We start from the raw sequence: 21,219 nt of genomic DNA, 5'->3' as shown, positions 1-21,219 counted from the left end.
CTGAACATGGCGCCGTACATGCGACCGGCGACGTGCAGGTTCTCTGCGCGGAAGATCACCCAACCCATCACCACCAACAGGAAAGTCAGGGCCCTCATCGTTGCCTGACACTCCGCTTTCGCGAGCAAGCCCGCTCCCACATTGAATCTACTCCTTCAGGCCTTGCCGGACCAAGCGCTGACAAACTCGGCCAGATCGACCTTCTCCGCCACCCGCGGCTCTTTCTGCGGCGTGCCCAGGTAAAGAAACGCAATCACCTCTTCCCCTTCCGCCAATCCCAGACCTTTGGCCACATGCGCCGAATAAGCCAGCTCACCAGTGCGCCACACCGCGCCAATGCCTTGCGCATAGGCCGCCAGCAAAATCCCGTGAGCGGCACAACCGGCCGCCAACAGTTGCTCGGACTTGGGATACTTGGCGTGCTCCTGCAAACGCGCAATCACCACAACCACCAGCGGCGCACGCAACGGACCGTTGCGCGCCTTGTCCAGCAAGGCGTCGGACACATCACTGTCTTGCAGCTTCGCCGCTTCGGCGAGCAACTCACCCATTTGCTCGCGTGCCGCGCCTTCGACTGTCAGGAAGCGCCAAGGCTGCAAATGGCCATGGTCCGGCGCGCGCATCGCGGCGGCAAACAGCACTTCGCGCTGCTCGGCAGTGGGTGCCGGATCGAGCAGTCGTGGGACGGAAACACGGTTGAGCAAAGCGTCGAGAGCCTGCATCGGCCACCTCCTGTAGAAAATGTTTGGCTATTCTAGCGTCAACTGTCGCGACGGCGTCGGTTTACATGCCCTGCCCCGCAGGTAGAATGGCGCCCTTCTTACTATCAGCCCGAGCGGACTTCATGGCGTTGCCGACCTTACGGATCATTGGTTTCATCATCGGCATCTTCCTGATCACGCTGGCCATCGCCATGGTTATACCCATGGCCACCCTGGTGATCTTCGAACGCACCAGCGACCTGCCGTCGTTCCTTTGGGCCAGCATGATTACCTTTGTCGCCGGCCTGGCCCTGGTGATACCCGGGCGCCCCGAGCACATCCATCTGCGTCCGCGAGACATGTACCTGCTGACCGTCAGTAGCTGGCTGGTGGTGTGCATCTTCGCCGCCCTGCCGTTCCTGCTGACCCAGAACATCAGCTACACCGACTCGTTCTTCGAAAGCATGTCCGGCATCACCGCCACCGGAGCGACGGTACTCACGGGCCTGGACAACATGTCTCCCGGTATCCTGATGTGGCGTTCATTACTGCACTGGATTGGTGGCATCGGTTTTATCGGCATGGCGGTAGCGATTCTGCCCTTGTTGCGCATTGGTGGCATGCGGCTGTTTCAGACCGAGTCGTCAGACCGTTCCGAAAAAGTCATGCCCCGTTCGCACATGGTTGCGCGTTTGATCGTTGCGGCCTACGTCGGCATCACCATTTTCGGCAGCCTGGCGTTCTGGTGGGCCGGGATGAGCCTGTTCGACGCCATCAACCATGCGATGTCAGCGATTTCCACCGGTGGTTTCTCGACCTCCGACCAGTCTTTGGCCAAGTGGCCGGAGCCTGCTGTGCATTGGGTCGCGATCGTCATCATGATTCTCGGTGCCCTGCCGTTCACCCTGTATGTCGCCACGTTACGCGGTAACCGTCGGGCACTGATCAAGGATGAACAGGTTCAAGGGCTGCTCGGTATGTTGCTGGTGACCTGGCTGGTGCTCGGCACCTGGTACTGGTGGACTACCCAGCTGCATTGGCTGGAAGCCTTGCGGCATGTGGCGCTGAACGTGACGTCGGTGGTGACCACCACCGGTTTTGCACTGGGGGATTACAGCCTCTGGGGCAACTTCTCACTGATGCTGTTCTTTTATCTGGGGTTTGTTGGCGGCTGCTCGGGTTCGACCGCTGGCGGGATCAAGATTTTTCGCTTCCAGGTTGCCTACATTCTGCTCAAGGCCAACCTTAACCAGTTGATTCACCCGCGCGCGGTGATCAAGCAGAAATACAACGGCCACCGTCTCGACGAAGAGATCGTGCGCTCGATCCTGACCTTTTCGTTCTTCTTCGCCATCACCATTTGCGTTATCGCACTGCTGCTGTCGCTACTGGGCGTGGACTGGATGACAGCGCTGACCGGCGCGGCCGCCACGGTGTCTGGCGTAGGCCCGGGACTTGGCGAAACGATCGGCCCGGCGGGTAACTTCGCCAGTCTGCCGGATGCCGCGAAGTGGATTCTCTCGTTCGGCATGCTGCTGGGCCGGCTGGAGATCATTACGGTGTTTGTCCTGTGTATCCCGGCGTTCTGGCGTCACTGATCCGCATGGGCGCTTCCATCAGCCGCGTCCGGTACTCGCCGGGCGTGGAATCGAACCAGCGTCGGAAGGCGCGGAAGAAGTTGCTCGGATCGGCAAACCCCAGCAGGTAGGCAATTTCCAGCAGGGTCATGTTCGGTTGCGCCAGGTATTGCTCGGCCAGTTCGCGTCGGGTGTCATCCAGCAAGGTCTGAAAACTCGTGCCCTCTTCCTGCAAGCGACGCTGCAAGGTGCGTTGCGACAAGTGCAGCGTCTGGGCCACCGTATCACGCTTGGGTTCACCCTGAGGCAGCAGACGGCATAACACCTGCCGTGCCTTGTGGGTCACGCGGCTCTCGGAAAACCGCGCCAGGTACTCGCCGGCAAACCGGTCGTGCAGCCGCGCCATGGCCTCGTTGGCGGTGGGCAGCGGTGCCTCCATGTCGGCGCGCTCGAAGATCAAGGCGTCATAAGGCGCGTTGAACATCAACGGGGCATGGAAAGCTTGTTTATAGGGTTCAAGATCAACGGGGTTATCGCCTTGCAGCAAGACTTTGCGTGGCTGGAGCGTACGGCCGGTCAGCCAGCCGCAAAGTGCCAGAGCGCAGGCCATTGATGCTTCGGCACTCTGTCGGGTCGGCGGCAGGTGATCGCCATGCACCGTCAGAATCAGCGCATACCCCTCATCCAGCAATCGGAAACTCAGGTCGGCACTTTCGGCGATGATTCGCTGATAACGCACCAGACGTTGAAAGCCTTCAGCCAGGGTCTGGCTGGACATCAACGCATAACCGGCGACATGGAAGGACGCCGGTCGCACCACCTTGCCCATGTTCAGGCCGATCGCCGGGTTGCCGGACAGCTCGACCGCGCGCTGCCAGAGCCGCGTCATGGAATCTTGCGGGAAGCGCGCATCCGGGTCATCCAGTGCCGCATAGTCGAGCCCTAGCTGCTTGAACAGAACCCGGCAATCCAGGCCGTCCATTTCCAGTGCTTTGACAATCCCCATCGCCCAGCTTGCAGAAGTCGTTCGTTCGCTCATGGCGTTTACTACGTGATGGCCGCATGCCACGACCCAATACCCAAGGATACTAAAGTGGCGCCTATTGTCACTGGCTGATACCAATGATCACTCTAGACTTAAATAAGCTACCCGCAGAACAACTTGTCGCGTGCACAGCAACCACAGAGATCGCAGTCGTGGAGAACATCAAGCGTTTCAATAGTTTCGCTGAGTTTTACCCGTATTACCTCAGCGAACACCGCAACAGCACCTGTCGACGATTGCACTTTGTCGGCACCTCTCTGGTTATTTTCATTCTGGCGCTGACCATCGGCAACGGCGCGTGGTGGATGTTGCTGGCCCTGCCGCTGGCCGGTTACAGCTTCGCCTGGGTCGGGCATTTCTTCTTTGAGAAGAATCGCCCTGCCACCTTTCAGCATCCCCTTTACAGCCTGCTCGGCGATTTCGTCATGTACCGCGACATGATTCTGGGCCGCGTGCCGTTCTAGGGGCCACAAAAGCGTCTTGTGTAGCCAATGCAGCGTTGGATCCAAGTCCTACACTCAAGACATCCCTTTCGATCAGAACAAGAGGATAGCCGATGAATGCCCATGCCCGTTTTACCCATATGCAGGACGGCACGCAGGAAGACTGGGCGATCATCGCCGCGGATTTCAGCGCCTATGCCCGGCAATTGCCCAAACGGATCGTGGCGCACCTGAAGTTACTGGAGGGGGATTTCGGCGGTTTCCCGGTGGATCGTCTGACCCACTCCCTGCAAACCGCCAGCCGCGCCTGGCGCGATGGTCGCGACGAAGAATACGTGGTCTGCGCCCTGCTCCATGACATCGGCGACACACTGGGCTCCTACAATCATCCGGACATCGCCGCGGCGATCCTCAAGCCGTTCGTCAGCGCCGAAAACCTGTGGATGGTGGAGAAGCATGGGATTTTCCAGGGTTATTACTTCTTTCATCACCTGGGCATGGATCGGCATTTGCGCGAGCAATTCAGCGATCATCCGCAGTATCAGGCGACCATCGAATTTTGCGCCCGGTACGATGCGGCGGCGTTTGATCCGGCGTACGACACGTTGCCGCTGAGCTTCTTCGAACCGATGGTGGAGCGGCTGTTTGCGCAGCCGAAGAATTCGATTTACAAAGCGGCGATGGAAGAGCATTCGCCGGCCTGATCAATGTCAGAGTTCTGTGGCGAGGGGGCTTGCCCCCGTTCGGCTGCGCAGCAGTCGTAAAAACCGAAAAATGCGGTCTGCCCATACAACCGGGATGAATGGTTTTGGGGTCGCTTCGCGCCCCAACGGGGGCAAGCCCCCTCGCCACAAAGGCTAAACCTCTGGTTCATGCCGGCTCGGCGACCTTGACCGCCTTCAACTCGGCCTCCCGCGCCTGGGCATCGGCCAACCGATACAGCTCGATCGAGCCATCCCAATGCTCGATCAGTGCCGTGCATGACTCCACCCAATCCCCGCAATTGAGGTAATCCACCTCGCCGACCTTGCGAATCTCGGCATGGTGAATGTGCCCGCACACCACCCCGTGCAACTCGCGTTTGACGCATTCGTGGGCGATGGCTTCTTCAAAATCGCTGATGAAGCTGACGGCTGTCTTGACCTTGTGCTTGAGGTACGCCGACAGCGACCAGTAGCCGTAGCCATAACGGGCACGCCAATGGTTGAGCCAGCGGTTGAGCGTCAGGGTGAATTCGTAGGCCGAGTCGCCGAGAAACGCCAGCCAGCGATGGTAGCGGGTGATCACGTCGAACTGGTCACCGTGAATCACCAGCAGATGACGGCCATCGGCGGTCACATGCACGGCTTCATCCACCAACTGGATATTGCCCAGCATCAGCTTCGAATAACGGCGCAGGAATTCGTCATGGTTGCCGGTGACGTAGATCACTTCTGTGCCGCGCTTGCTCATGGTCAGCAGGCGACGAATCACATTGGTATGCGCTTGCGGCCAATACATGCCGCTGCGCAGTTTCCAGCCGTCGATGATGTCGCCGACCAGGTAGATCTTGTCGGTGTGGTAGCCCTTGAGAAATTGCGACAGGTGTTCGGCCTGGCAGTCCCGGGTGCCCAAATGCACATCGGAAATCCACAAGGTCCGCACACGTTGCTTACGGCTGGGTTTGGCGAGCTCGGCGCTGGTCATGGGCAACCCTCAGGACAAGTTTTGGCAAGCTTGCGCCGGTCGAGTGAATTGCCCATGACAGTGGCAAGTCAGTCTTGTGACAGCGCGAGTCGGGCCGTACCCGGTGTAGACTGGCGACTTGCACAGGAGACCTGCGATGAGACCGATCCTCACGCTACGCCAGTACACCCATGACCTGATCGTCCACAGCCACGACCACGCGCAACTGGTGTTCGGGCTGTCGGGGGCGCTGGACTTCGAGGTCGAAGGGCACGGTAGTCAGGTGGTGCAACAGAGTTTCGTGGTGGTGCCGTCGGGGGCGCATCATGCCTGCGACAGCGCCCATGGCAGTCGTTGCCTGGTACTGGATGTGCCGAGCGAGCAGTGGGTTTCGCAGTCCCTTGGCGATCACGCCGAAGCCAGCCGCCGCTTGCTCGACAATGCCGGGCGCCTGTCGCTGGACGCCGGGCAAAGCCAACTGGTGAGTTGGCTGGCAGGCAGTCAGATCAGCGATCCACTGATCGCCCAGCAAGGCGCGGTGCTGTTGCTGGCCAGCCTGAACAACGCCAAACCCGACAGCGTGGGCGGTCGGCGTCTGCCTTATGCGGCGCTGAATGCACACATCGATCAATACGCGGCCTATCCACTGCAAGTCGCCGATCTGGCGCGCATTGCCGGCCTGTCCAGCGCTCGGTTGCATGCGCGGTTCGTGGCGGAATGCGGGCAAACGCCGATGGACTACATTCGCAGTCGTCGGCTGCACATTGCCGTGGGCCTGTTGCGCGATTCAGCGCTGCCCATTGGCGAGATCGCCTGTCGGGTCGGCTACAGCTCGCAGAGTGCATTCGCCGCGGCAGTGTTGCGTGAGTTCGGTGCCTCACCCGGTAAATTGCGCCGCGAGGCTGGCGACAAATGACGCGAGTCTGGCGACAGACATAACCGGCCCGACACGATTCAATGTAGGAGCTGCCGAAGGCTGCTCCTACAGGGGCCGATGGTTGTCGGCCGGATTCGATTCGTTTATCAAGGATTGCAATGACTCCCCGTACCGCCCTTGGCGCTCTGCATATCGGTGCACTGATGTTCGGCCTGACCGGCGTATTCGGCAAACTCGCCGCTGCCTCGCCGGCCATCATCGTGTTCGGCCGTGCCGCGTTTGCCGTCCTCGCCTTGGTGTTTTTCGCACGGTTCGCAAGCAATACCCGTTGGCAGAAACTCGACGCCGCGGACCTGCGCCGCCTGCTGCTCAGCGGCTTGCTGCTGACCGGGCACTGGGTGAGTTTCTTTATCGCGGTTAAGGTCGCCGGGGTGGCAATCGCGACACTGGGGTTTGCCAGCTTCCCGGCGTTTACCGTGATCCTCGAAGGGTTGATCTTCCGCGAGCGCATCCGCGCCAACGAAATCCTGCTGGTGGTGCTGGTCAGTATTGGACTGGTGCTGGTCACGCCGGATTTCGATCTGACCAGCGGCGCCACCACTGGCCTGTTGTGGGCGGTGGCTTCCGGCTTGTTGTTCGCCCTGCTGTCCCTGACTAACCGCGCCAGCTCCGGACGAATTCCGCCGGTGCAGGCTGCACTGTGTCAGAACGTGGTGGTTGCGATCTGCCTGCTGCCGGTGGCGACGCCCCAGTTGAGCGAAGTGCGCGCCATCGACTGGTTGTGGATCGGCCTGCTCGGGGTGTTCTGCACCGGCGTCGCCCACAGCCTGTTCGTCGCCAGCCTGGCGGTGATCAAAGCCCGGACCGCGTCAGTGGTGTTTGCTCTGGAGCCGGTTTACGGCATCACCCTGGCTTGGCTGTTGTTCGATGAAAACCCGACGCTGCGCATGCTGATCGGCGGCGCGCTGATCATCGTGGCCATCGTGGTCTCGAGCCGGTTGTCCGGCAGTTCAAGCAAGAGCGCCGTGGCGGCGCAAGCCCCGTCTCACTGAGTGCGGTCGTTGTGGCCCAGGTCGCGGTCCGGATCGATCTGATCGCGGACCCGCTGCTTGAGCACCTTGGCCTCGGGAAAACCACCGTCGGCCTTGCGCTCCCAAAGCTGCACATCGTCACAGAAAATGTGAAAAACCCCGCCAGTGCCGGGCACCAGAGACACTTTGCCCAGGTCATCGCCGAAGGTACTGAGCAGTTCCTGGGCCAGCCAGGCAGCGCGCAACAGCCATTGGCATTGCGTGCAATAGGTGATGACGATTTCCGGTTTACGTGCGGTCATGATTGGCAAAACTCCTGGGCCTGGGGGCGTCGCCATGATAAACCGCATAACCGAAAAGTTCGCAGCCTTGTTGCACACGACAGCTCCTACAGGGATATGTGTACATCTGTAGGAGCTGTCGAGTGCAACGAGGCTGCGATCTTTTGATCTTCAGCGAATACCGGCCAACAGAGTCCGGGCCGTTTCCTTGAGCGGTTCGTCGCCTTCTTTGAGCAGTTCGTTAAGCAGCTCGATGGCGCTGTCCAGATCGCCGTCGTCGATGCAGGTCTGGGCCTGTTCGAGTTTGCCCGCGCTGCTCGGCCCGGCCGGTTCAAGACCCATCAACTCAGCATTCAGCGGCTCAAGCTCCAGCAGCTGGCCAGGATCGCTGAATTCGTTGAGAAAGGTCTCGTCCAGAGGTTGAGCGTCCGGTTCGGCGATCCATTCAAGCTCCGGCTCGTCCAGCGCCGGCTCCTCGGGCATTTCGAAAACATCGGGCAATACATGCAGATTCGAGGTGAACCCGGGGTCGTCTACCTGCGTTGACTCATTCGACGGTTTAGCGCTGGATGATGAGTTTTCGAAGGGGCTGATCAGGTCCCAATTCGAATCCATCGACAGGTCATCGAGGTTCAACTGGAACTCATCGCTCGGTGCCGCTTCAGGGATTGCAGGCATGGGCGGCGCCACAGCCACGGCGGCGACCACCGGTGCGGCGCTGATCAGTTTCGGATGGCGGGCGCGAATGTCCTGAAGTTGCTGTGCATCGAACCCGGCGTCTCGCAGGCTGCTTTCCTGCGCGTCATAAGCTTGCACGTCGCCCTGTTTACCGAGGACTTCCAGCAGCTGCACGGCCAGGTCGGTGCGCTGGGGTTCCCTGACCAACGCGTCTCGCAACAAACCGGCTGCCTCGGACAAACGGCCATACGCCAGATAGATACCCACCCCTTCCAGCACGTCGCCTGCGGGAATCTCTTCGGCCGATCCGGCTAGCGGTTGCGGCGCCGGACTGGCCGGTTCTGTTGCGCGACTGAGCACCGGCTCATGACGCGACGGCGGTACGGGTAACGGCTCGGGCTGGACCTGAGCCTGAACCTGCTGTCGTTGACGGCGAAGGAATACACCGAGCAATACCAACGCCACCACTGCCAGCAACCCGATGATCAGCAGCCACGGAGTCGGTTCAGACTCCTCTACTGCAACGGGCACCGGCGCCGGCACTGCGGGCACGACCGGCTCTGCCGATGCCTGTTTGACTTCCGCCAGTTGGGTTTGCAGCTCGATCAGCTGTTTTTTCTGGCCGGCAATATGCTCATCCTGTCCCTGAAGCTTCGCATTCAACTCATTGATGGTCGTTTGCAGTTGCTGGTTCTGCAGCACGCTGGCGGCCAGCTGTTCGGCAACAGCATCATTCGCGGGCGCGGCAGCTGGTTTATCGACATCAGGCTTGGGCACCGCTGCCTTCGCAGCAGGTGGCGGTGCTACCGCCGGCTCAACCGACGGGAACGCGGAAGACTGAGGGCGCGGCGCGGGGTCATCGTTGACGGGAACAATGCCCGGTGACCCTGGCGGATCGATGAGCACTGTGTACTCGCGCAGCAAACGCCCATTGGGCTGATTAAGCTGCACCAGAAAATTCAGGAAGGGTTCATTGACCGGTTTGCTGGAGGTTACCCGGATCAGGCTGCGGTTGCCCCGCAGGATCGGTGTGAACTTCAGGTCGTTGAGGAAGAACACCCGCTCAACACCGGCGCGGCTGAACTCGTCCGCCGTCGCCAGGCTGACCGATAGCTCGCCCTCCGCCAGGCCGCCAGCGTCCACCAAAGCAATGTCGGCATTGAACGGCTGATTCAACGCCGAATGCTGGGTGATCTCACCCAACCCGAGCGCAGGGGCCAATGCCGAGTAAGTGACAGCACCACCGACCAGCAGCAGCCTGGTGCAACACCGCAATACAACGTGCCAACTCTCGAGCATGAGCATCCCTTAGATAACCTGAACCAACCTGTACGTATTCGCACATCCGGTACGAACACGATATTGCCTAGTAGTTCTTTATAGTCTGCCCAACGGGGTATCTCAAAAGTCCGGCGCGTGGTTATGCCTCAAGATTTTTCCAGGTTACCCAGGATGTGCCCGTGGACTCGCATGCAGACTTTCAAATCCGCCTCATCAACGCCTTCGAACAGTTCGTGGCGCAATTGAGTGGCAATGGTTTCAATTTGTTCGATCAAGGGCCGGGCCGGGGCACAGAGGACGATTTTTTTTGCCCGACGGTCTTCCAGCACGGATTGGCGTTGCACCAGGCCCTGACTTTCCAGGCTGTCGAGCAGTCGGGCCAGAGTGGGCCCTTCGACGCCAACACTTTGCGCCAGTTCGCGTTGGGTGGGGGCAGTCTCGAAACGTGCCAAATGCAGCAGCACCAGCCAGCGCGCCTGGGACAGACCCAGGCCAGCCAATCGGCGGTCCAGTTCGGCACGCCAGCCCCGAGACATCTGGGCCAGTTGCATGCCAAAGCGGTGTTGATCGGTTAACGGCATAAAACACTCATGGTTAGACTGAAAATAGAGAAAAGCTAATTATTAGTCAGCTAAGCATGACCTTTGGCTATAGGCAAGGCTTGCTCCTGTACTGAATCGTTACATCTATGCCGCAGGTCATTCAGACTTCGAATTCCGACTGCAGGGCGGCACGAACGCAATACAAAACGCCTTCCGGAACTCTTCCCGCGAACAGCACGGCAATCTCTGATACCGATGGCAACTCGCCCTCGCCGTCGAGGAAAGCGTCCTGAACTTCGCCCATCAACTCTTCAGGCAGGTCCAGCGCCTGTTCCAGTGACAGCTGCTGTTTGCCGATGGCCTCGGCAAGCATTGTGTAAACGTTCTTTTCCGAGCATTGCAGCTGACCGGCGATCTGCAGCGGTGTCATGCCGGCCCGGGCCAGCGTGATCAATTCGTGACGCACATCGGCCACCACTTTCGGCGCCTCGACCTGGCCACCGAGCACTTCGAGGAAGGCCTCGCCGTAACGTTCCAGTTTGCGCGCGCCGACACCGCTGACCGTGGCCATTTGCGCCAGAGAAGTTGGCTGGCTGCGGAGCATTTCCAGCAGCGTCGAGTCGGGGAAGATGACATACGGCGGCACGCCATGCTCTTCGGCCAGTTTGCGACGCAGGGCACGCAAGGCTTCCCACTGTTCGCGTTCTTCACCGCGAACCAGTTGGCTGGCCTGGCTCTTGCTGCTTTTGGCGGTGGTTTGCGGCTTGAGGTCGCGGCGCAGTTCCAGGGTCACTTCGCCCTTGAGCAATGGCCGGCAGGTATCGCTCAGGCGCAGGCCGCCGTAGCCTTCGAGGTCGATGTCCGCCAGACCACGGGCAACAAGTTGTCGGAACAAGGAGCGCCATTCGCTCTCCCCCATCGCTTTGCCTACGCCGTATACCGACAAATGCTGATGACCGAAGCTGCGGACCTTTTCGTTGTCCTTGCCCAGTAGCACGTCGACCAGATGACCGACGCCATAACGCTGACCGGTGCGGTAGATCGCCGACAGCGCCTGACGGGCCGGCTCGGTGGCGTCCCAGGTTTGCACGCCGTCGACGCAGTTGTCGCAGTGGCCGCAGGGCTCGGGCATGTCTTCGTCGAAGTACGCGAGCAGGGTCTGGCGGCGGCAGCGGGTTTCTTCGCAGAGCGAGAGCATGGCGTCGAGCTTATGCTGCTCCAGACGCTTGTGGCGCTCGTCGCCTTCGGAGTTTTGCAGCATCTGCTTGAGCATCACCACGTCTTGCAGGCCGTACGCCATCCAGGCATCCGCCGGCAGGCCGTCACGACCGCCGCGACCGGTTTCCTGGTAATAGGCCTCAAGGGACTTCGGCAAATCCAGGTGCGCGACAAAACGTACGTTAGGCTTGTCGATGCCCATGCCGAACGCCACGGTGGCGACCATGATCAGGCCTTCCTCGTTGAGGAAGCGCTTTTGGTGATGGGCCCGCGTGTCGTTGGGCAGGCCGGCATGGTATGGCAACGCCGGAAAACCTTGCTCGCTGAGGAACACCGCTACTTCATCAACCTTCTTGCGCGACAGGCAGTAAACAATGCCGGCGTCGCTGCGCCGCTCGGCGAGGAACGCCAGCAACTGCTTGCGCGGCTGTTCCTTGGGCACGATGCGATAGAAAATATTGGGGCGGTCGAAACTCGAGAGGAAACGCTCGGCATCCTGCAAATGCAGGCGATCGACGATTTCTTCCCGGGTGCGTTTGTCGGCCGTCGCGGTCAGGGCAATACGCGGGACGCTGGGGAACAATTCCGCCAATTGGCCCAGTTGCAGGTATTCCCGACGGAAATCGTGACCCCATTGGGACACGCAGTGCGCTTCGTCGATGGCGAACAGGGCGATTTCAAGGCTTTGCAGGAAGGCCAGCATGCGTGGCTGAACCAGGCGCTCGGGCGCCAGGTAGAGCATTTTCACCTCGCCGCGCTTGATCCGCGCCGCCAGATCACGCTGTTGCTCAGCGCTCAGCGTGGAGTTCAATGCCGCCGCGGCGACACCCAGCTCTTCGAGGGTCGCGACCTGATCGTCCATCAGCGCGATCAGCGGCGATACCACCACCGCCAGGCCTTCGCGCAGCAGCGCCGGCACCTGGAAGCACAAGGACTTGCCGCCCCCGGTAGGCATCAGCACCAGGGCATCGCCGCCACTGGCCACGCGCTCAATGATTGCACCCTGACGGCCACGGAAACTGTCGTAGCCGAAGATGTCCTTGAGGACGCGTTGAGCCTGTTCGAGCATAAAAACTCCAAAAATCACCGAAACATCCCTGCAAGGCTGGTTCAGAATCATGAAAGCTGCACCGACAAATCGTAAGTGCGCATTGCATGACGCTGCATATCTCAGCCGTGACGCCAGCAGGGCATCACAAAACGCGCGAGTATACCCGAGCCCTCCCCTGCAAAGGGCGCCGCTGAGAAGAGGAACGCAATGCAACACCTGTGGGAGCGGCGGTGCGACGATTCGACTTGCCCGCGATGGCGGCGTGTCAGGCGAAAAATGTATTGGAAGTACCGGCCTCATCGCGGGCAAGCCCGCTCCCACAGGGATTGGGCCAGACTGGCGGTATCGACAACCACAGAATCCCCCCGCAAGGCTGCAAATATGCCGCGCGGCTGGCCCAAGCGCTCAAGAAGGCCTAGAATTCCCGCATCGTATATTCCCCAAGGTAGCCCTTTAATGTCCTTCGCTGAGCAACTAACCCGCCTGCAAGTCTTCCTCGACGCCGACGAGCTGCATGACGAGGCGCTGGACTACGTGGCCGCCCACGGCTACCTCACCGCGCTGTCGATCTGTTCCGAGAGCGTTCCCGACCGTGAATGGATCGACGCGCTCTTCGCCGAAGAGCCGCATTACGCCGACGACACCGAGCGTGAAGCGATCGAATCCACCCTGCTGCTGCTCAAGGCGCACATCGCCCGCCAACTGGCGTCCGACGAAGAGTTCGAGCTGCCATGCGAGCTCGATCTGGGCGACGACCCGGACGATTCCGACCTGCGCGGCTGGTGCATCGGTTTCATGGAAGGCGTGTTCCTGCGCGAAGCGGCCTGGTTCGAAACCGCCGAAGACGAAGTCAGCGAAATGCTGCTGCCGATCATGGTCGGTTCGGGTCTGTTCGACGAACAGCCTGAATTCTCCGACATCGCGGCCGACGCCAACCTGATGGACGACATGATCGTGCAGATCCCGGAAGCCCTGACCGCGCTGTACCTGCTGTGCAACGCGCCAGACGAAAAACCGGCGATTCTCAAGCCACGTCACCACTAAGGTTTTGCCTATGGACAACCCCATAGGCAACCGCCCCCTGATGTTGCGCTACGTGCTGCTGGCCATCGGCTGGCTGAGCGTAGCGTTGGGGGTGATCGGGATTTTCCTGCCGGTGCTGCCCACCACACCGTTCCTGTTGCTGGCGGCCGCCTGTTTCGCCCGCAGCTCGCCGCGTTTCTATCAGTGGCTGGTGGAACATCCACGGCTTGGGCCGTGGGTCCGCGACTACCTGAGCGGCAATGGCATCCCCCTCAAGGGCAAGGTCTACGCCATCGGTTTGATGTGGGCGAGCATCCTGCTTTCCTGCTACCTGGTGCCCCTGCCTTGGGCGCGCGGGTTCATGCTGACCAGTGCAGTGCTGGTGACGGTTTATATCCTCAAGCAGAAAACCCTGCATAAACCCTGATCTCATCTGGGCACGGGGGCTTCTGTGGCGAGGGGGCTTGCCCCCGTTGGGTTGCGAAGCGACCCCAAACCCTGCGACCCAATTTTTCCTGACACACCGCATTAGCTAGTTTTGCGACTGCTGCGCAGCCGAGCGGGAGCAAGCTCCCTCGCCACAGAAAGCAACCCGCCGATGCCTTTCGTCCGATGACCAGCCCTTCCTCGCTGAAAACACCGCCTAGACTTCAGACATCTGCACTCGAGCAGCCAGACATGTCCCGCAGTCCGCGTAGCCCAGGATGGTCAACGCTCCAACTTCGGTTCGGCGGATGGCTGCTGCTGGCGAGTTTTCTGCTAGCAGGGTTGGGGAGTGTCTGGGCTGACCGGGATTTTGCGCAGATTCTGCAAACGGCCGAAAAACGCTACGGCCCCCTTGGCCCGGCTCGGGGGCGGATCGAGGCCTGGAGTCAATTGCTGCAAAGCGAATTGAACCAGCCTGAGCGCGAACAACTGAACGTGGTTAATCGCTTCTTCAATCAACAACTGAATTTTCAGGATGACATGCACATTTGGCGTCAGACTGATTACTGGGCCACGCCGGTGGAATCCTTGATCAAAGCCGCTGGTGACTGTGAAGACTACGCCCTGGCGAAATATTTCAGCCTGCGTCACCTCGGAATTCCCAGCGAGAAACTGCGCATCACCTACGTCAAGGCCCTGAACCAGAATCAGGCGCACATGGTGTTGACCTTCTACAGCAGCCCCACAGCCGATCCGCTGGTGCTGGATAACCTGATCGGCGAGATCCGCCCCGCGTCCCAACGCAAAGACCTGCTGCCGGTGTATGCCTTCAACGCTGAAGGCCTGTACTTGCCGGGAGCCCATGGCGGCAAACGCAGCAGCGACTCGAAAAAACTGTCGCGCTGGCAAGACGTGCTGCAAAAGATGCAAATCGAAGGGTTCGCCGTGGGCGAAGGCTAGCCGCTACAGCAAGGAGCGTTTTATGTCACTGCGCAAACAGTTGTTCCTGGCCATTTGCCTGTTCTTGCTGGTGGCTTTCAGCGGCAGTTTTTTTGTCAGCCTGGAGAGCTCCCGTGAGCAGGTGCTTAGCCAGTTACGCTCCCATGCCCAGGACGCCGCCACGGCGCTGGGCCTGTCATTGACGGCACAGATCGACGACCCGGCGATGATCGAATTGATGGTCAGCTCGATTTTCGACAGTGGTTATTTCAGCAGCATCCGGGTCATCGACATCGAAAATGAACAGGTGCTGGTGGAACGCAGCGCATCCGCGCAGATAGAAGGCGTTCCGCAGTGGTTTGTGAGCGTGGTCAACCTTCGCCCGCAAGGTGGTGACGCACTGATCACCCGTGGCTGGCAACAGGCGGCGCGAGTCGAAGTGTTGAGCAATCCGCAATTCGCCTTGGCCAAACTCTGGGACAGCAGCCTCGGCAGCCTGATCTGGCTGCTGATTTGCGGACTGCTCAGCGCCGTGTTCGGTGGCTGGTTGTTGCGCCGGCAACTGCGCCCGCTCGACAACATGGTCAAACAGGCAGAAGCCATCAGCAAACGCGAATTCCGCAGTTTGCCGAAACTGCCGCGCACACCGGAGCTCAAACGCGTGGTGCTGGCCATGAACCAGATGGTCGAAAAGCTCAAAGCGCTGTTCGCCGAGGAGGCCGCGCGCAGTGAAAATCTGCGAGCCGAATCTTATCAGGACGCCCTGACAGGCTTGGCGAACCGGCGCTTGCTGGATGAACAATTGGCCGACCAATTACTGGTTTCCGAGCAAAGCCGCGACGGTCATTTGCTGATGCTGCGGATCAATGACCTGATCGGCCTCAACCAACGCTTGGGCGGCCAGCGCACCGATGCCCTGATCGGTGCCGTCGGCGAATTGCTCAAGCGCCTGACGCAACCGCCGGAGCGTCGAACCTGGCTCGCGGCACGCAATCGCGGCGGCGAATTCAGCTTGTTGACCCCTGGCCTGGACAGCAAGGATGCTGCACGCGTGGCCAGCGAAATCAGCGCCACCCTGGAAAACCTGCGTCTTACCGGCGCCAGCGACTGTATGCCGGTGGCGCACCTGGGCGTGGTCGCCTATCACCCCGGCGAACCGGCGAGTGAGGTGCTGCTACGCCTCGATCAGGCGCTGACCCAGGCCCGGCAACATCCCGAGCGCCCCTGGATATACCAGGCCCACGCCGATACCGCGCCGAACCATTCCCAACACGACTGGCGCAGCTGGATCGACGAGGCACTGACCGAGGGCAAGATGCAGTTGTATTTCCAACCGGTGGTGCAGTGCGCCGACACCAGCCAGGTGCTGCACCACAAAGTCCTCGCTCGCCTGCTCGATCCGCAGGGCGAGGCGATTGTCGCCGGGCATTTCCTGCCGTGGATCGAACGCCTTGGCTGGTCGGCGCGATTCGATCTGGCGATGCTCGAAACAACCCTCGAATACCTGGCCGCCAACCGTTGGCCCCTTGCGCTGAGTCTGTCCGGCAGTACCCTGCGCGATCAGGCGCAGCTGCAACATATCCTCGACCTGCTCGAATCACTGCCAGAACTCGCGCCGCTGCTGATCCTGGAAATCGACGAACGCCAACTGCCGCCCCCCGAAGAACTGCAACGCCTGAGCCACAGCCTGCTCAACACCGGTTACCGCATCGGGTTGCAGCATTTCGGCGGCAGCTTCAGCCAGATCGGTAACCTGACGCAACTGGGGCTGGCTTACCTGAAAATCGACGGCGCCTACATACGGGGTATCGATGAACAGACTGACAAGCGCCTGTTCATCGAGGCGATTTTCCGAGCGACCAACAGCATTGATTTGCCGTTGATTGCCGAGATGGTGGAAACGCAGGGCGAATTGGAGGTCATTCGGGAGCTGGGTTTGTTTGGGGTGATGGGAAGATTGATTGGACCGCCGGAGCCTATGTGAGGCAGCCGCGAGCAGGCTCGCACAGGTCAGGGCCGGCGATCCTCAACCCGAACCTGACTCTTGCTCCAATCGGTCAGCAGACTGTAAGCCACGGCCAGCAATGTCGGGCCGATGAACAAGCCGATAAATCCAAACGCGATCAACCCGCCAAACACCCCGAGCAGCACAATCACCAATGGCAAATTCCCGCCCCGGCTGATCAGGTACGGCTTAAGTACGTTGTCGACCCCGCTGATAATGAACGTCCCCCAACAGCCAAGGAACACCGCCATCCCGTACTCCCCTTTCCAGGCCAACCACGCCGTGGCTGGAATCCACACCAACGGCGGCCCCATCGGAATCAGGCTGAGCAGGAAGGTCACGATCCCCAGCACCAGCGCCCCGGGCACGCCGGCAATCAGGAAGCCGATCAACGCCAATACTGCCTGAGCCGCCGCTGTGCCGATCACCCCATTGACCACCCGCTGTACGGTGCCCGCCACCAACTCGATGTAATAGCCGGCGCGGTCACCGATCAGCCGTTCCAGCAACCCATGGACAAACACCGCCAACCGTGGCCCGTCGCGGTAGAAAAAGAACACGAAAACAATACTCAACGTCAGCTCGAGAATCCCGCCGCCGATCTGCGCACTGCGCGCCAGCAACCAGTTACCGACCTGCCCCAGATAAGGCTTGATCGCCAGCATCATCGCCGCGCCTTGCTGATCGATGCTGTTCCAGATACCCACCAACCGCTCGCCGACCAAGGGAATACCGCCCAGCCAGGTCGGCGCCTCAGGCAGTCCATCGACCTGTAAATCCTTGATGAGCGCCGTGGCGTCGCGCACATGATCCGCCAGATTGAACCCCAGCCACACCAGCGGCACCGCCACCAGCACCATCCAGCCGAGTGTCAGTACCAGCGCCGCCAGGGATTCACGGCCATTGAGCCAACGGGTCAACAAACGCATCAGCGGCCAACTGGCAAACGCTAGCACCGCGCCCCAGAACAGCGCCGACCAGAACGGCGCCATCACCCAAAAGCTCGCGCCAAACAGCACCAGGAGCAGAATTTGCACCAACAGCCGATCGTTATTGGGCATGTAAAGTCTCGAAAAAGTCAGTCAGCAAAGAGTAGGCGAATGCGCAGAACGCGCTCGCCCAATGAAGCTTATCGCAACAGCTCGAAGTGCAAGCCAGAGCCTTCGACGCTGCCGGTTTCCATCCGTGCCGCCCGTACGCCCTGGCCGATCAGCGCCTGACGCCAGGTTTCGGCATTGGGCCCCGAAACATTAACGCGCAGTGTGGTGTCCAGGTTCAGGCCTCGGGAAATCAGACGCAGCCAGGTTTCGTCCGGGTCGCCGCCGAGTTTGGGGAAATCGAGTTTTCCAGTGCTTTTTAGCTGTCGCAGCAAGGTCGCGGAAGTGGGCACCAAATCGCCCAATGGTGCAGCAGCGTCGAACTGCTCGACGTGCAGATAGGCTTTGCGATTGCCGCGAGTGATGCCGTAAAGCGCCACCAGTGTGTTGTCTTGAGGGGCTGCCAGACGCAGCAGTAGATAAGCCTGCTGATTATCGGCGCCATACAGCTTGGCGTTGCCGAAGACTTCATTGGCCCACAGACTGCTTTCGCCACAATCCCGGGCCTGGCACCAGAATAGCAACTCGGCGCCCTGTTTCTGCAAGGCTTCGCGAGCGGTGGTGAAGGCATCGGTCGAGGAATGCTCCGGTGGCAACTCGTAAGTCACCGAGGTGGTTTGACCCCGGGCGGTGACTTGGCCGTCAAAGCGCAGCTGGCCACTGATCTTGCGGATCGAACCCAGAGGGTAGATCCGCTCAAGCTCGACAGCCGGGCGATAGTCGACGATCTGCGCATCGGCCATACGCGGCACGATCGGCAAGTCCTGACTGCCAGGGATATCAGCGGCAAATAACAGAGGACTGAAACAACACAGCGCCAGAAGACTGAGAGAACGCATGGATAGACTCATCGAATCAGCATGGCCTGGGCGCCCTTGATGACACTGTCGTCATCGATGCGCTCGGGCACCAGTAGACCGCGTTGTACCGCAGGGCGTGCGTCCATGGTCGCCATCCAGCGCTGCAAGGCTGACAAGCCATCCACCGCGACACCGGACCATTCATGGCCACGGACCCACGGATAAGTGGCAATGTCGGCAATGCTGTATTCGCCCGCCAGGAACTCTACGGCTTGCAGACGCGTGTCCAGCACTTCATACAGGCGCCGGGTTTCGTGTTGATAACGGTCGATGGCGCCCTGGAGTTTTTCCGGGAAATAACGGAAAAACACATTGGCCTGGCCCTGCATCGGCCCGATTCCGCCCATCTGGAACATCAGCCACTGCAACACCACCGAGCGCCCTTTCGGGTCCTGGGGCAGCAGTTTGCCGGTCATCTCGGCGAGGTAAATAAGAATCGCACCGGACTCGAACACGGCGAAATCGCCATTGGCACGGTCGACAATCGCCGGAATCCGCCCATTGGGATTGATCTTGAGAAAGTCCGGGGACTTCTGTTCCTTTTTGTCGAAACTCAAGGCATGCACCGTGTAGGGCAGGCCGAGTTCCTCGAGCACGATAGAGACCTTGTGGCCATTCGGGGTCGCAGCGGTGTACAGATCTATCATGGTTGTCTCCCATTTCAACCCGCCCAGCCTCGACAGTTGCCCGACGCAAGTCAAGGAATGGCGAAGAACCGATTGAAACAGTCTGCGACAAGGTCTGCACCGGATTCGTCATTCAGGTGCAAATGATGGCCGCCAGGCAACTGTTCCCGGCTAAAGGGTAGACGCTCCAGCAACTCTGGATGTTTGGCGAGCATGCCGTCAGCTGCAACCACCAGGTGTGCGGGACAACCGACGCGCTGGACGAAAGCCATCGCCTGTTCCGTGGTCAGACGTAGCGGCGATGGCAGGGTCAGGCGGTTGTCGGTGCGCCAGGTATAACCGCCCGGCACCGGCATCAAGCCGCGCTGGGCCAGCAGTTCGGCGGCTTCGCGACTGACCGCCACCAAGCCTTTCATTCGTGCTTCGATGGCGCGGTCGAGGGTGTTGTAGACCGGCTTGCGTTTTTCCCGCAGATCCAGCTGCGCTTGCAGGGCCATGCCCATGCGCTCGGCGGCGTTTTCGCCTTTGTCTGTAGGAGGAATGACGCCGTCGATCAAGGCCAGATGCGTGACCCGCTCCGGCAACGACCCGGCCAGCACCAGCGAGACGATCGCCCCCAGGGAATGTCCCAGCAGCGCAAAACGTTTCCACCCCAACTGCTCGGCTACTTGCAGCACATCGTGGGCGTAGTCCCACAGCGCGTAACCGGCGCCGTTCGGTCGATGCCCCGAGTGACCATGCCCGGCCATGTCCAGCGCAATGATGCGCAAGCCTTTGAGTTTGGGCGCCAGCCGGGCAAAGCTGTTGGCGTTGTCCAGCCAGCCGTGCAAGGCGATCACCGGCAAGCCGTCCTCGGGACCGAACAGGTGCGCCGCCAACTCGATATGCGGCAGGCTCAGGCGAACTTCTTCGACGCCGCTGTTCATGCGCAATCCTGTTGGCTGCGACCTTCCCAGCGACTGAACAGATTCTTCAGCAGCGTGGCCGTGTCTTGTGGACGTTCGAGGGGAAACATATGGCCGCCGGGCATGGTCAAGGATTCGCCCAGGGGCATGCGCCCGACGGAACGGGCGTGATGACGCATCACCACGCGGCTCTTGTGCCCGCGAACCACCGCCAGCGGCACTTTCAACTGCCGTGCACGGCCGGGGCTGGTGTGGGGCACGCCGCGGTAGATGCTGATTTCCGTGGCCGGGTCGAAACGCAGGCGCAGCTTGCCGCCGACATTGTGCAACCCATGTTGAAGATAGGCGTCGAAGCATTCCGGATCAAAGCCACGAAACAGGGTTTTACCGGCGAAATACAGGCGGGCCGCGTCCAGATCGGCGAACTCTTCCCGTCGTCCCAATGTGCGGCCGGCCGGGGTCAGGCGATCGATGAAACCGAAGCGCTTGGCGGCGCGGATTACCCATTGATCGGCGCGGGTCAGCACCGGCGAATCGAGCATCACCACGCCGCGATACAGCTCAGGGCAACGCAACGCGGCGTGCAAATGCAGAACGCCGCCAAAGGAATGGCCGACGCCCCAGACCGGCTCCGGTTGCTGCTTGAGGTGATGAATCAGCTCATCCACCAGGTTGTTCCAGTTGTCGTCTGCCGGAAAACGCGGGTCATGGGCGTGCTGCTCCAGATGCGTCACTTGATACTCGGGCGCCAGCGCTGCGAACAACTTGCCGTAGGTCCCCGAAGGAAAGCCATTGGCGTGGGCGAAAAATATCTGTTGCGACATTCCGGCAGATCCATGTGCAAAAAAACAGAGGTTGATTGTCCGTAAGACCGTGTCCTACAGCAATGACCGTAACTGACAGGAATGATGACAGCGTCGTTTCATCGATGAAAAACAATCCGGGCAT

21 protein-coding genes and 1 pseudogene are annotated in these 21,219 nt (G+C 60.4%); 9 read left to right on the top strand and 13 right to left on the bottom strand.

Features of this window, described 5'->3' with window-relative positions; translation table 11 throughout:
* Nucleotides 1-89, bottom strand: a pseudogene (locus ACQKPC_RS19885) (hypothetical protein); the annotation flags it as partial.
* 66 nt (nt 90-155) lie between these two features.
* Nucleotides 156-722 carry an NAD(P)H nitroreductase gene (locus ACQKPC_RS19880; RefSeq protein ID WP_427625993.1) on the bottom strand — a complete coding sequence of 189 codons (567 nt, stop codon included), beginning with the start codon at nt 720-722 and terminating at the stop codon, nt 156-158.
* A 122-nt stretch (nt 723-844) separates the two neighbouring features.
* Between ACQKPC_RS19880 and ACQKPC_RS19875 the strand changes: the two genes are divergently transcribed.
* Nucleotides 845-2,299 (top strand): TrkH family potassium uptake protein, encoded by a 1,455-nt coding sequence (locus ACQKPC_RS19875; RefSeq protein WP_063342880.1) that lies wholly within the window; start codon nt 845-847, stop codon nt 2,297-2,299.
* Here the strand turns inward: ACQKPC_RS19875 and ACQKPC_RS19870 are convergent.
* Nucleotides 2,256-3,317 (bottom strand): AraC family transcriptional regulator, encoded by a 1,062-nt coding sequence (locus tag ACQKPC_RS19870; protein WP_427625992.1) that lies wholly within the window; start codon nt 3,315-3,317, stop codon nt 2,256-2,258. The two genes, ACQKPC_RS19875 and ACQKPC_RS19870, sit on opposite strands and share 44 nt — an antisense overlap.
* 158 nt (nt 3,318-3,475) lie before the next feature.
* On the opposite strand from ACQKPC_RS19870, the gene ACQKPC_RS19865 reads away from it, so the two are divergent.
* Complete coding sequence (locus ACQKPC_RS19865) at nt 3,476-3,787, top strand: Mpo1-like protein (RefSeq protein ID WP_401176309.1); 312 nt, start codon at nt 3,476-3,478, stop codon at nt 3,785-3,787.
* Between the two features lie 92 nt (nt 3,788-3,879).
* Complete coding sequence (locus tag ACQKPC_RS19860) at nt 3,880-4,470, top strand: HD domain-containing protein (RefSeq protein WP_427625991.1); 591 nt, start codon at nt 3,880-3,882, stop codon at nt 4,468-4,470.
* Between the two features lie 166 nt (nt 4,471-4,636).
* Here the strand turns inward: ACQKPC_RS19860 and ACQKPC_RS19855 are convergent, their stop codons facing one another.
* Nucleotides 4,637-5,452, bottom strand: coding sequence for a UDP-2,3-diacylglucosamine diphosphatase (locus tag ACQKPC_RS19855; protein ID WP_008010978.1), 816 nt, complete (start codon nt 5,450-5,452; stop codon nt 4,637-4,639).
* Nucleotides 5,453-5,588: 136 nt separating this feature from the next.
* On the opposite strand from ACQKPC_RS19855, the gene ACQKPC_RS19850 reads away from it, so the two are divergent.
* Together ACQKPC_RS19850 and ACQKPC_RS19845 are read left to right on the top strand one after the other, a co-directional pair.
* Nucleotides 5,589-6,347: an AraC family transcriptional regulator gene (locus tag ACQKPC_RS19850; RefSeq protein ID WP_427625990.1), complete on the top strand. Its 759-nt coding sequence runs from the start codon at nt 5,589-5,591 to the stop codon at nt 6,345-6,347.
* 119 nt (nt 6,348-6,466) lie between these two features.
* Nucleotides 6,467-7,360: a DMT family transporter gene (locus ACQKPC_RS19845; protein ID WP_427625989.1), complete on the top strand. Its 894-nt coding sequence runs from the start codon at nt 6,467-6,469 to the stop codon at nt 7,358-7,360.
* Here ACQKPC_RS19845 and ACQKPC_RS19840 read toward each other — a convergent pair.
* The 4 genes from ACQKPC_RS19840 to recQ all read right to left on the bottom strand — a co-directional run bounded on the left by ACQKPC_RS19840 (nt 7,354) and on the right by recQ (nt 12,408).
* Nucleotides 7,354-7,641 (bottom strand): SelT/SelW/SelH family protein, encoded by a 288-nt coding sequence (locus tag ACQKPC_RS19840; protein ID WP_007895010.1) that lies wholly within the window; start codon nt 7,639-7,641, stop codon nt 7,354-7,356. The two genes, ACQKPC_RS19845 and ACQKPC_RS19840, sit on opposite strands and share 7 nt — an antisense overlap.
* A 150-nt stretch (nt 7,642-7,791) precedes the next feature.
* Nucleotides 7,792-9,597, bottom strand: coding sequence for a FimV/HubP family polar landmark protein (locus ACQKPC_RS19835; protein WP_427625988.1), 1,806 nt, complete (start codon nt 9,595-9,597; stop codon nt 7,792-7,794).
* 128 nt (nt 9,598-9,725) lie between these two features.
* Nucleotides 9,726-10,160, bottom strand: coding sequence for a MarR family transcriptional regulator (locus ACQKPC_RS19830; RefSeq protein WP_008074924.1), 435 nt, complete (start codon nt 10,158-10,160; stop codon nt 9,726-9,728).
* A 121-nt stretch (nt 10,161-10,281) separates the two neighbouring features.
* Nucleotides 10,282-12,408 carry a DNA helicase RecQ gene (gene recQ, locus ACQKPC_RS19825; protein ID WP_427625987.1) on the bottom strand — a complete coding sequence of 709 codons (2,127 nt, stop codon included), beginning with the start codon at nt 12,406-12,408 and terminating at the stop codon, nt 10,282-10,284.
* Nucleotides 12,409-12,846: 438 nt separating this feature from the next.
* On the opposite strand from recQ, the gene ACQKPC_RS19820 reads away from it, so the two are divergent.
* From ACQKPC_RS19820 to lapD, 4 genes are all read left to right on the top strand, one after another.
* Entirely contained in the window at nt 12,847-13,434 is a 588-nt protein-coding gene (locus ACQKPC_RS19820; protein ID WP_205887150.1) for a YecA family protein, read from the top strand.
* 10 nt (nt 13,435-13,444) lie between these two features.
* Nucleotides 13,445-13,840, top strand: coding sequence for a YbaN family protein (locus ACQKPC_RS19815; protein ID WP_008074929.1), 396 nt, complete (start codon nt 13,445-13,447; stop codon nt 13,838-13,840).
* A gap of 251 nt (nt 13,841-14,091) precedes the next feature.
* A complete protein-coding gene (lapG, locus tag ACQKPC_RS19810) occupies nt 14,092-14,799 on the top strand; it encodes a cysteine protease LapG (RefSeq protein ID WP_427625986.1) in 708 nt (235 codons plus the stop codon).
* A gap of 22 nt (nt 14,800-14,821) precedes the next feature.
* Nucleotides 14,822-16,762, top strand: coding sequence for a cyclic di-GMP receptor LapD (gene lapD / locus ACQKPC_RS19805; RefSeq protein ID WP_427625985.1), 1,941 nt, complete (start codon nt 14,822-14,824; stop codon nt 16,760-16,762).
* Nucleotides 16,763-16,788: 26 nt separating this feature from the next.
* Here the strand turns inward: lapD and ACQKPC_RS19800 are convergent, their stop codons facing one another.
* From ACQKPC_RS19800 to ACQKPC_RS19780, 5 genes are all read right to left on the bottom strand, one after another.
* Nucleotides 16,789-17,844, bottom strand: coding sequence for an AI-2E family transporter (locus ACQKPC_RS19800; protein ID WP_427625984.1), 1,056 nt, complete (start codon nt 17,842-17,844; stop codon nt 16,789-16,791).
* A gap of 68 nt (nt 17,845-17,912) precedes the next feature.
* Nucleotides 17,913-18,719: a DUF4892 domain-containing protein gene (locus ACQKPC_RS19795; protein WP_427625983.1), complete on the bottom strand. Its 807-nt coding sequence runs from the start codon at nt 18,717-18,719 to the stop codon at nt 17,913-17,915.
* Nucleotides 18,720-18,727: 8 nt separating this feature from the next.
* Nucleotides 18,728-19,387 (bottom strand): glutathione S-transferase family protein, encoded by a 660-nt coding sequence (locus tag ACQKPC_RS19790; RefSeq protein ID WP_008074937.1) that lies wholly within the window; start codon nt 19,385-19,387, stop codon nt 18,728-18,730.
* 50 nt (nt 19,388-19,437) lie between these two features.
* Nucleotides 19,438-20,292: an alpha/beta hydrolase gene (locus tag ACQKPC_RS19785; RefSeq protein WP_427625982.1), complete on the bottom strand. Its 855-nt coding sequence runs from the start codon at nt 20,290-20,292 to the stop codon at nt 19,438-19,440.
* Complete coding sequence (locus ACQKPC_RS19780; RefSeq protein WP_367374655.1) at nt 20,289-21,095, bottom strand: alpha/beta fold hydrolase; 807 nt, start codon at nt 21,093-21,095, stop codon at nt 20,289-20,291. Before ACQKPC_RS19780 ends, ACQKPC_RS19785 begins: the two co-directional genes overlap by 4 nt.
* Between the last annotated feature and the right edge of the window lie 124 nt (nt 21,096-21,219).

This window comes from Pseudomonas sp. NPDC089918 (genome assembly GCF_050280605.1).
GTDB lineage: Bacteria > Pseudomonadota > Gammaproteobacteria > Pseudomonadales > Pseudomonadaceae > Aquipseudomonas.
Note: the sequence above shows the minus strand (reverse complement) of the source record. Positions and strands in the feature narration are given on the sequence as shown.

Coding starts and splice junctions, on each gene's coding strand:
- ACQKPC_RS19780 (WP_367374655.1), bottom strand. CDS start 21,095: ATGTCGCAACAGATATTTTTCGCCCACGCCAATGGCTTTCCTTCGGGG.
- ACQKPC_RS19785 (WP_427625982.1), bottom strand. CDS start 20,292: ATGAACAGCGGCGTCGAAGAAGTTCGCCTGAGCCTGCCGCATATCGAG.
- ACQKPC_RS19840 (WP_007895010.1), bottom strand. CDS start 7,641: ATGACCGCACGTAAACCGGAAATCGTCATCACCTATTGCACGCAATGC.
- recQ (WP_427625987.1), bottom strand. CDS start 12,408: ATGCTCGAACAGGCTCAACGCGTCCTCAAGGACATCTTCGGCTACGAC.
- ACQKPC_RS19850 (WP_427625990.1), top strand. CDS start 5,589: ATGAGACCGATCCTCACGCTACGCCAGTACACCCATGACCTGATCGTC.
- ACQKPC_RS19860 (WP_427625991.1), top strand. CDS start 3,880: ATGAATGCCCATGCCCGTTTTACCCATATGCAGGACGGCACGCAGGAA.
- lapG (WP_427625986.1), top strand. CDS start 14,092: ATGTCCCGCAGTCCGCGTAGCCCAGGATGGTCAACGCTCCAACTTCGG.
- ACQKPC_RS19880 (WP_427625993.1), bottom strand. CDS start 722: ATGCAGGCTCTCGACGCTTTGCTCAACCGTGTTTCCGTCCCACGACTG.
- ACQKPC_RS19845 (WP_427625989.1), top strand. CDS start 6,467: ATGACTCCCCGTACCGCCCTTGGCGCTCTGCATATCGGTGCACTGATG.
- ACQKPC_RS19835 (WP_427625988.1), bottom strand. CDS start 9,597: ATGCTCGAGAGTTGGCACGTTGTATTGCGGTGTTGCACCAGGCTGCTG.
- ACQKPC_RS19855 (WP_008010978.1), bottom strand. CDS start 5,452: ATGACCAGCGCCGAGCTCGCCAAACCCAGCCGTAAGCAACGTGTGCGG.
- ACQKPC_RS19870 (WP_427625992.1), bottom strand. CDS start 3,317: ATGAGCGAACGAACGACTTCTGCAAGCTGGGCGATGGGGATTGTCAAA.
- ACQKPC_RS19800 (WP_427625984.1), bottom strand. CDS start 17,844: ATGCCCAATAACGATCGGCTGTTGGTGCAAATTCTGCTCCTGGTGCTG.
- ACQKPC_RS19820 (WP_205887150.1), top strand. CDS start 12,847: ATGTCCTTCGCTGAGCAACTAACCCGCCTGCAAGTCTTCCTCGACGCC.
- ACQKPC_RS19815 (WP_008074929.1), top strand. CDS start 13,445: ATGGACAACCCCATAGGCAACCGCCCCCTGATGTTGCGCTACGTGCTG.
- ACQKPC_RS19795 (WP_427625983.1), bottom strand. CDS start 18,719: ATGCGTTCTCTCAGTCTTCTGGCGCTGTGTTGTTTCAGTCCTCTGTTA.
- ACQKPC_RS19790 (WP_008074937.1), bottom strand. CDS start 19,387: ATGATAGATCTGTACACCGCTGCGACCCCGAATGGCCACAAGGTCTCT.
- ACQKPC_RS19830 (WP_008074924.1), bottom strand. CDS start 10,160: ATGCCGTTAACCGATCAACACCGCTTTGGCATGCAACTGGCCCAGATG.
- lapD (WP_427625985.1), top strand. CDS start 14,822: ATGTCACTGCGCAAACAGTTGTTCCTGGCCATTTGCCTGTTCTTGCTG.
- ACQKPC_RS19875 (WP_063342880.1), top strand. CDS start 845: ATGGCGTTGCCGACCTTACGGATCATTGGTTTCATCATCGGCATCTTC.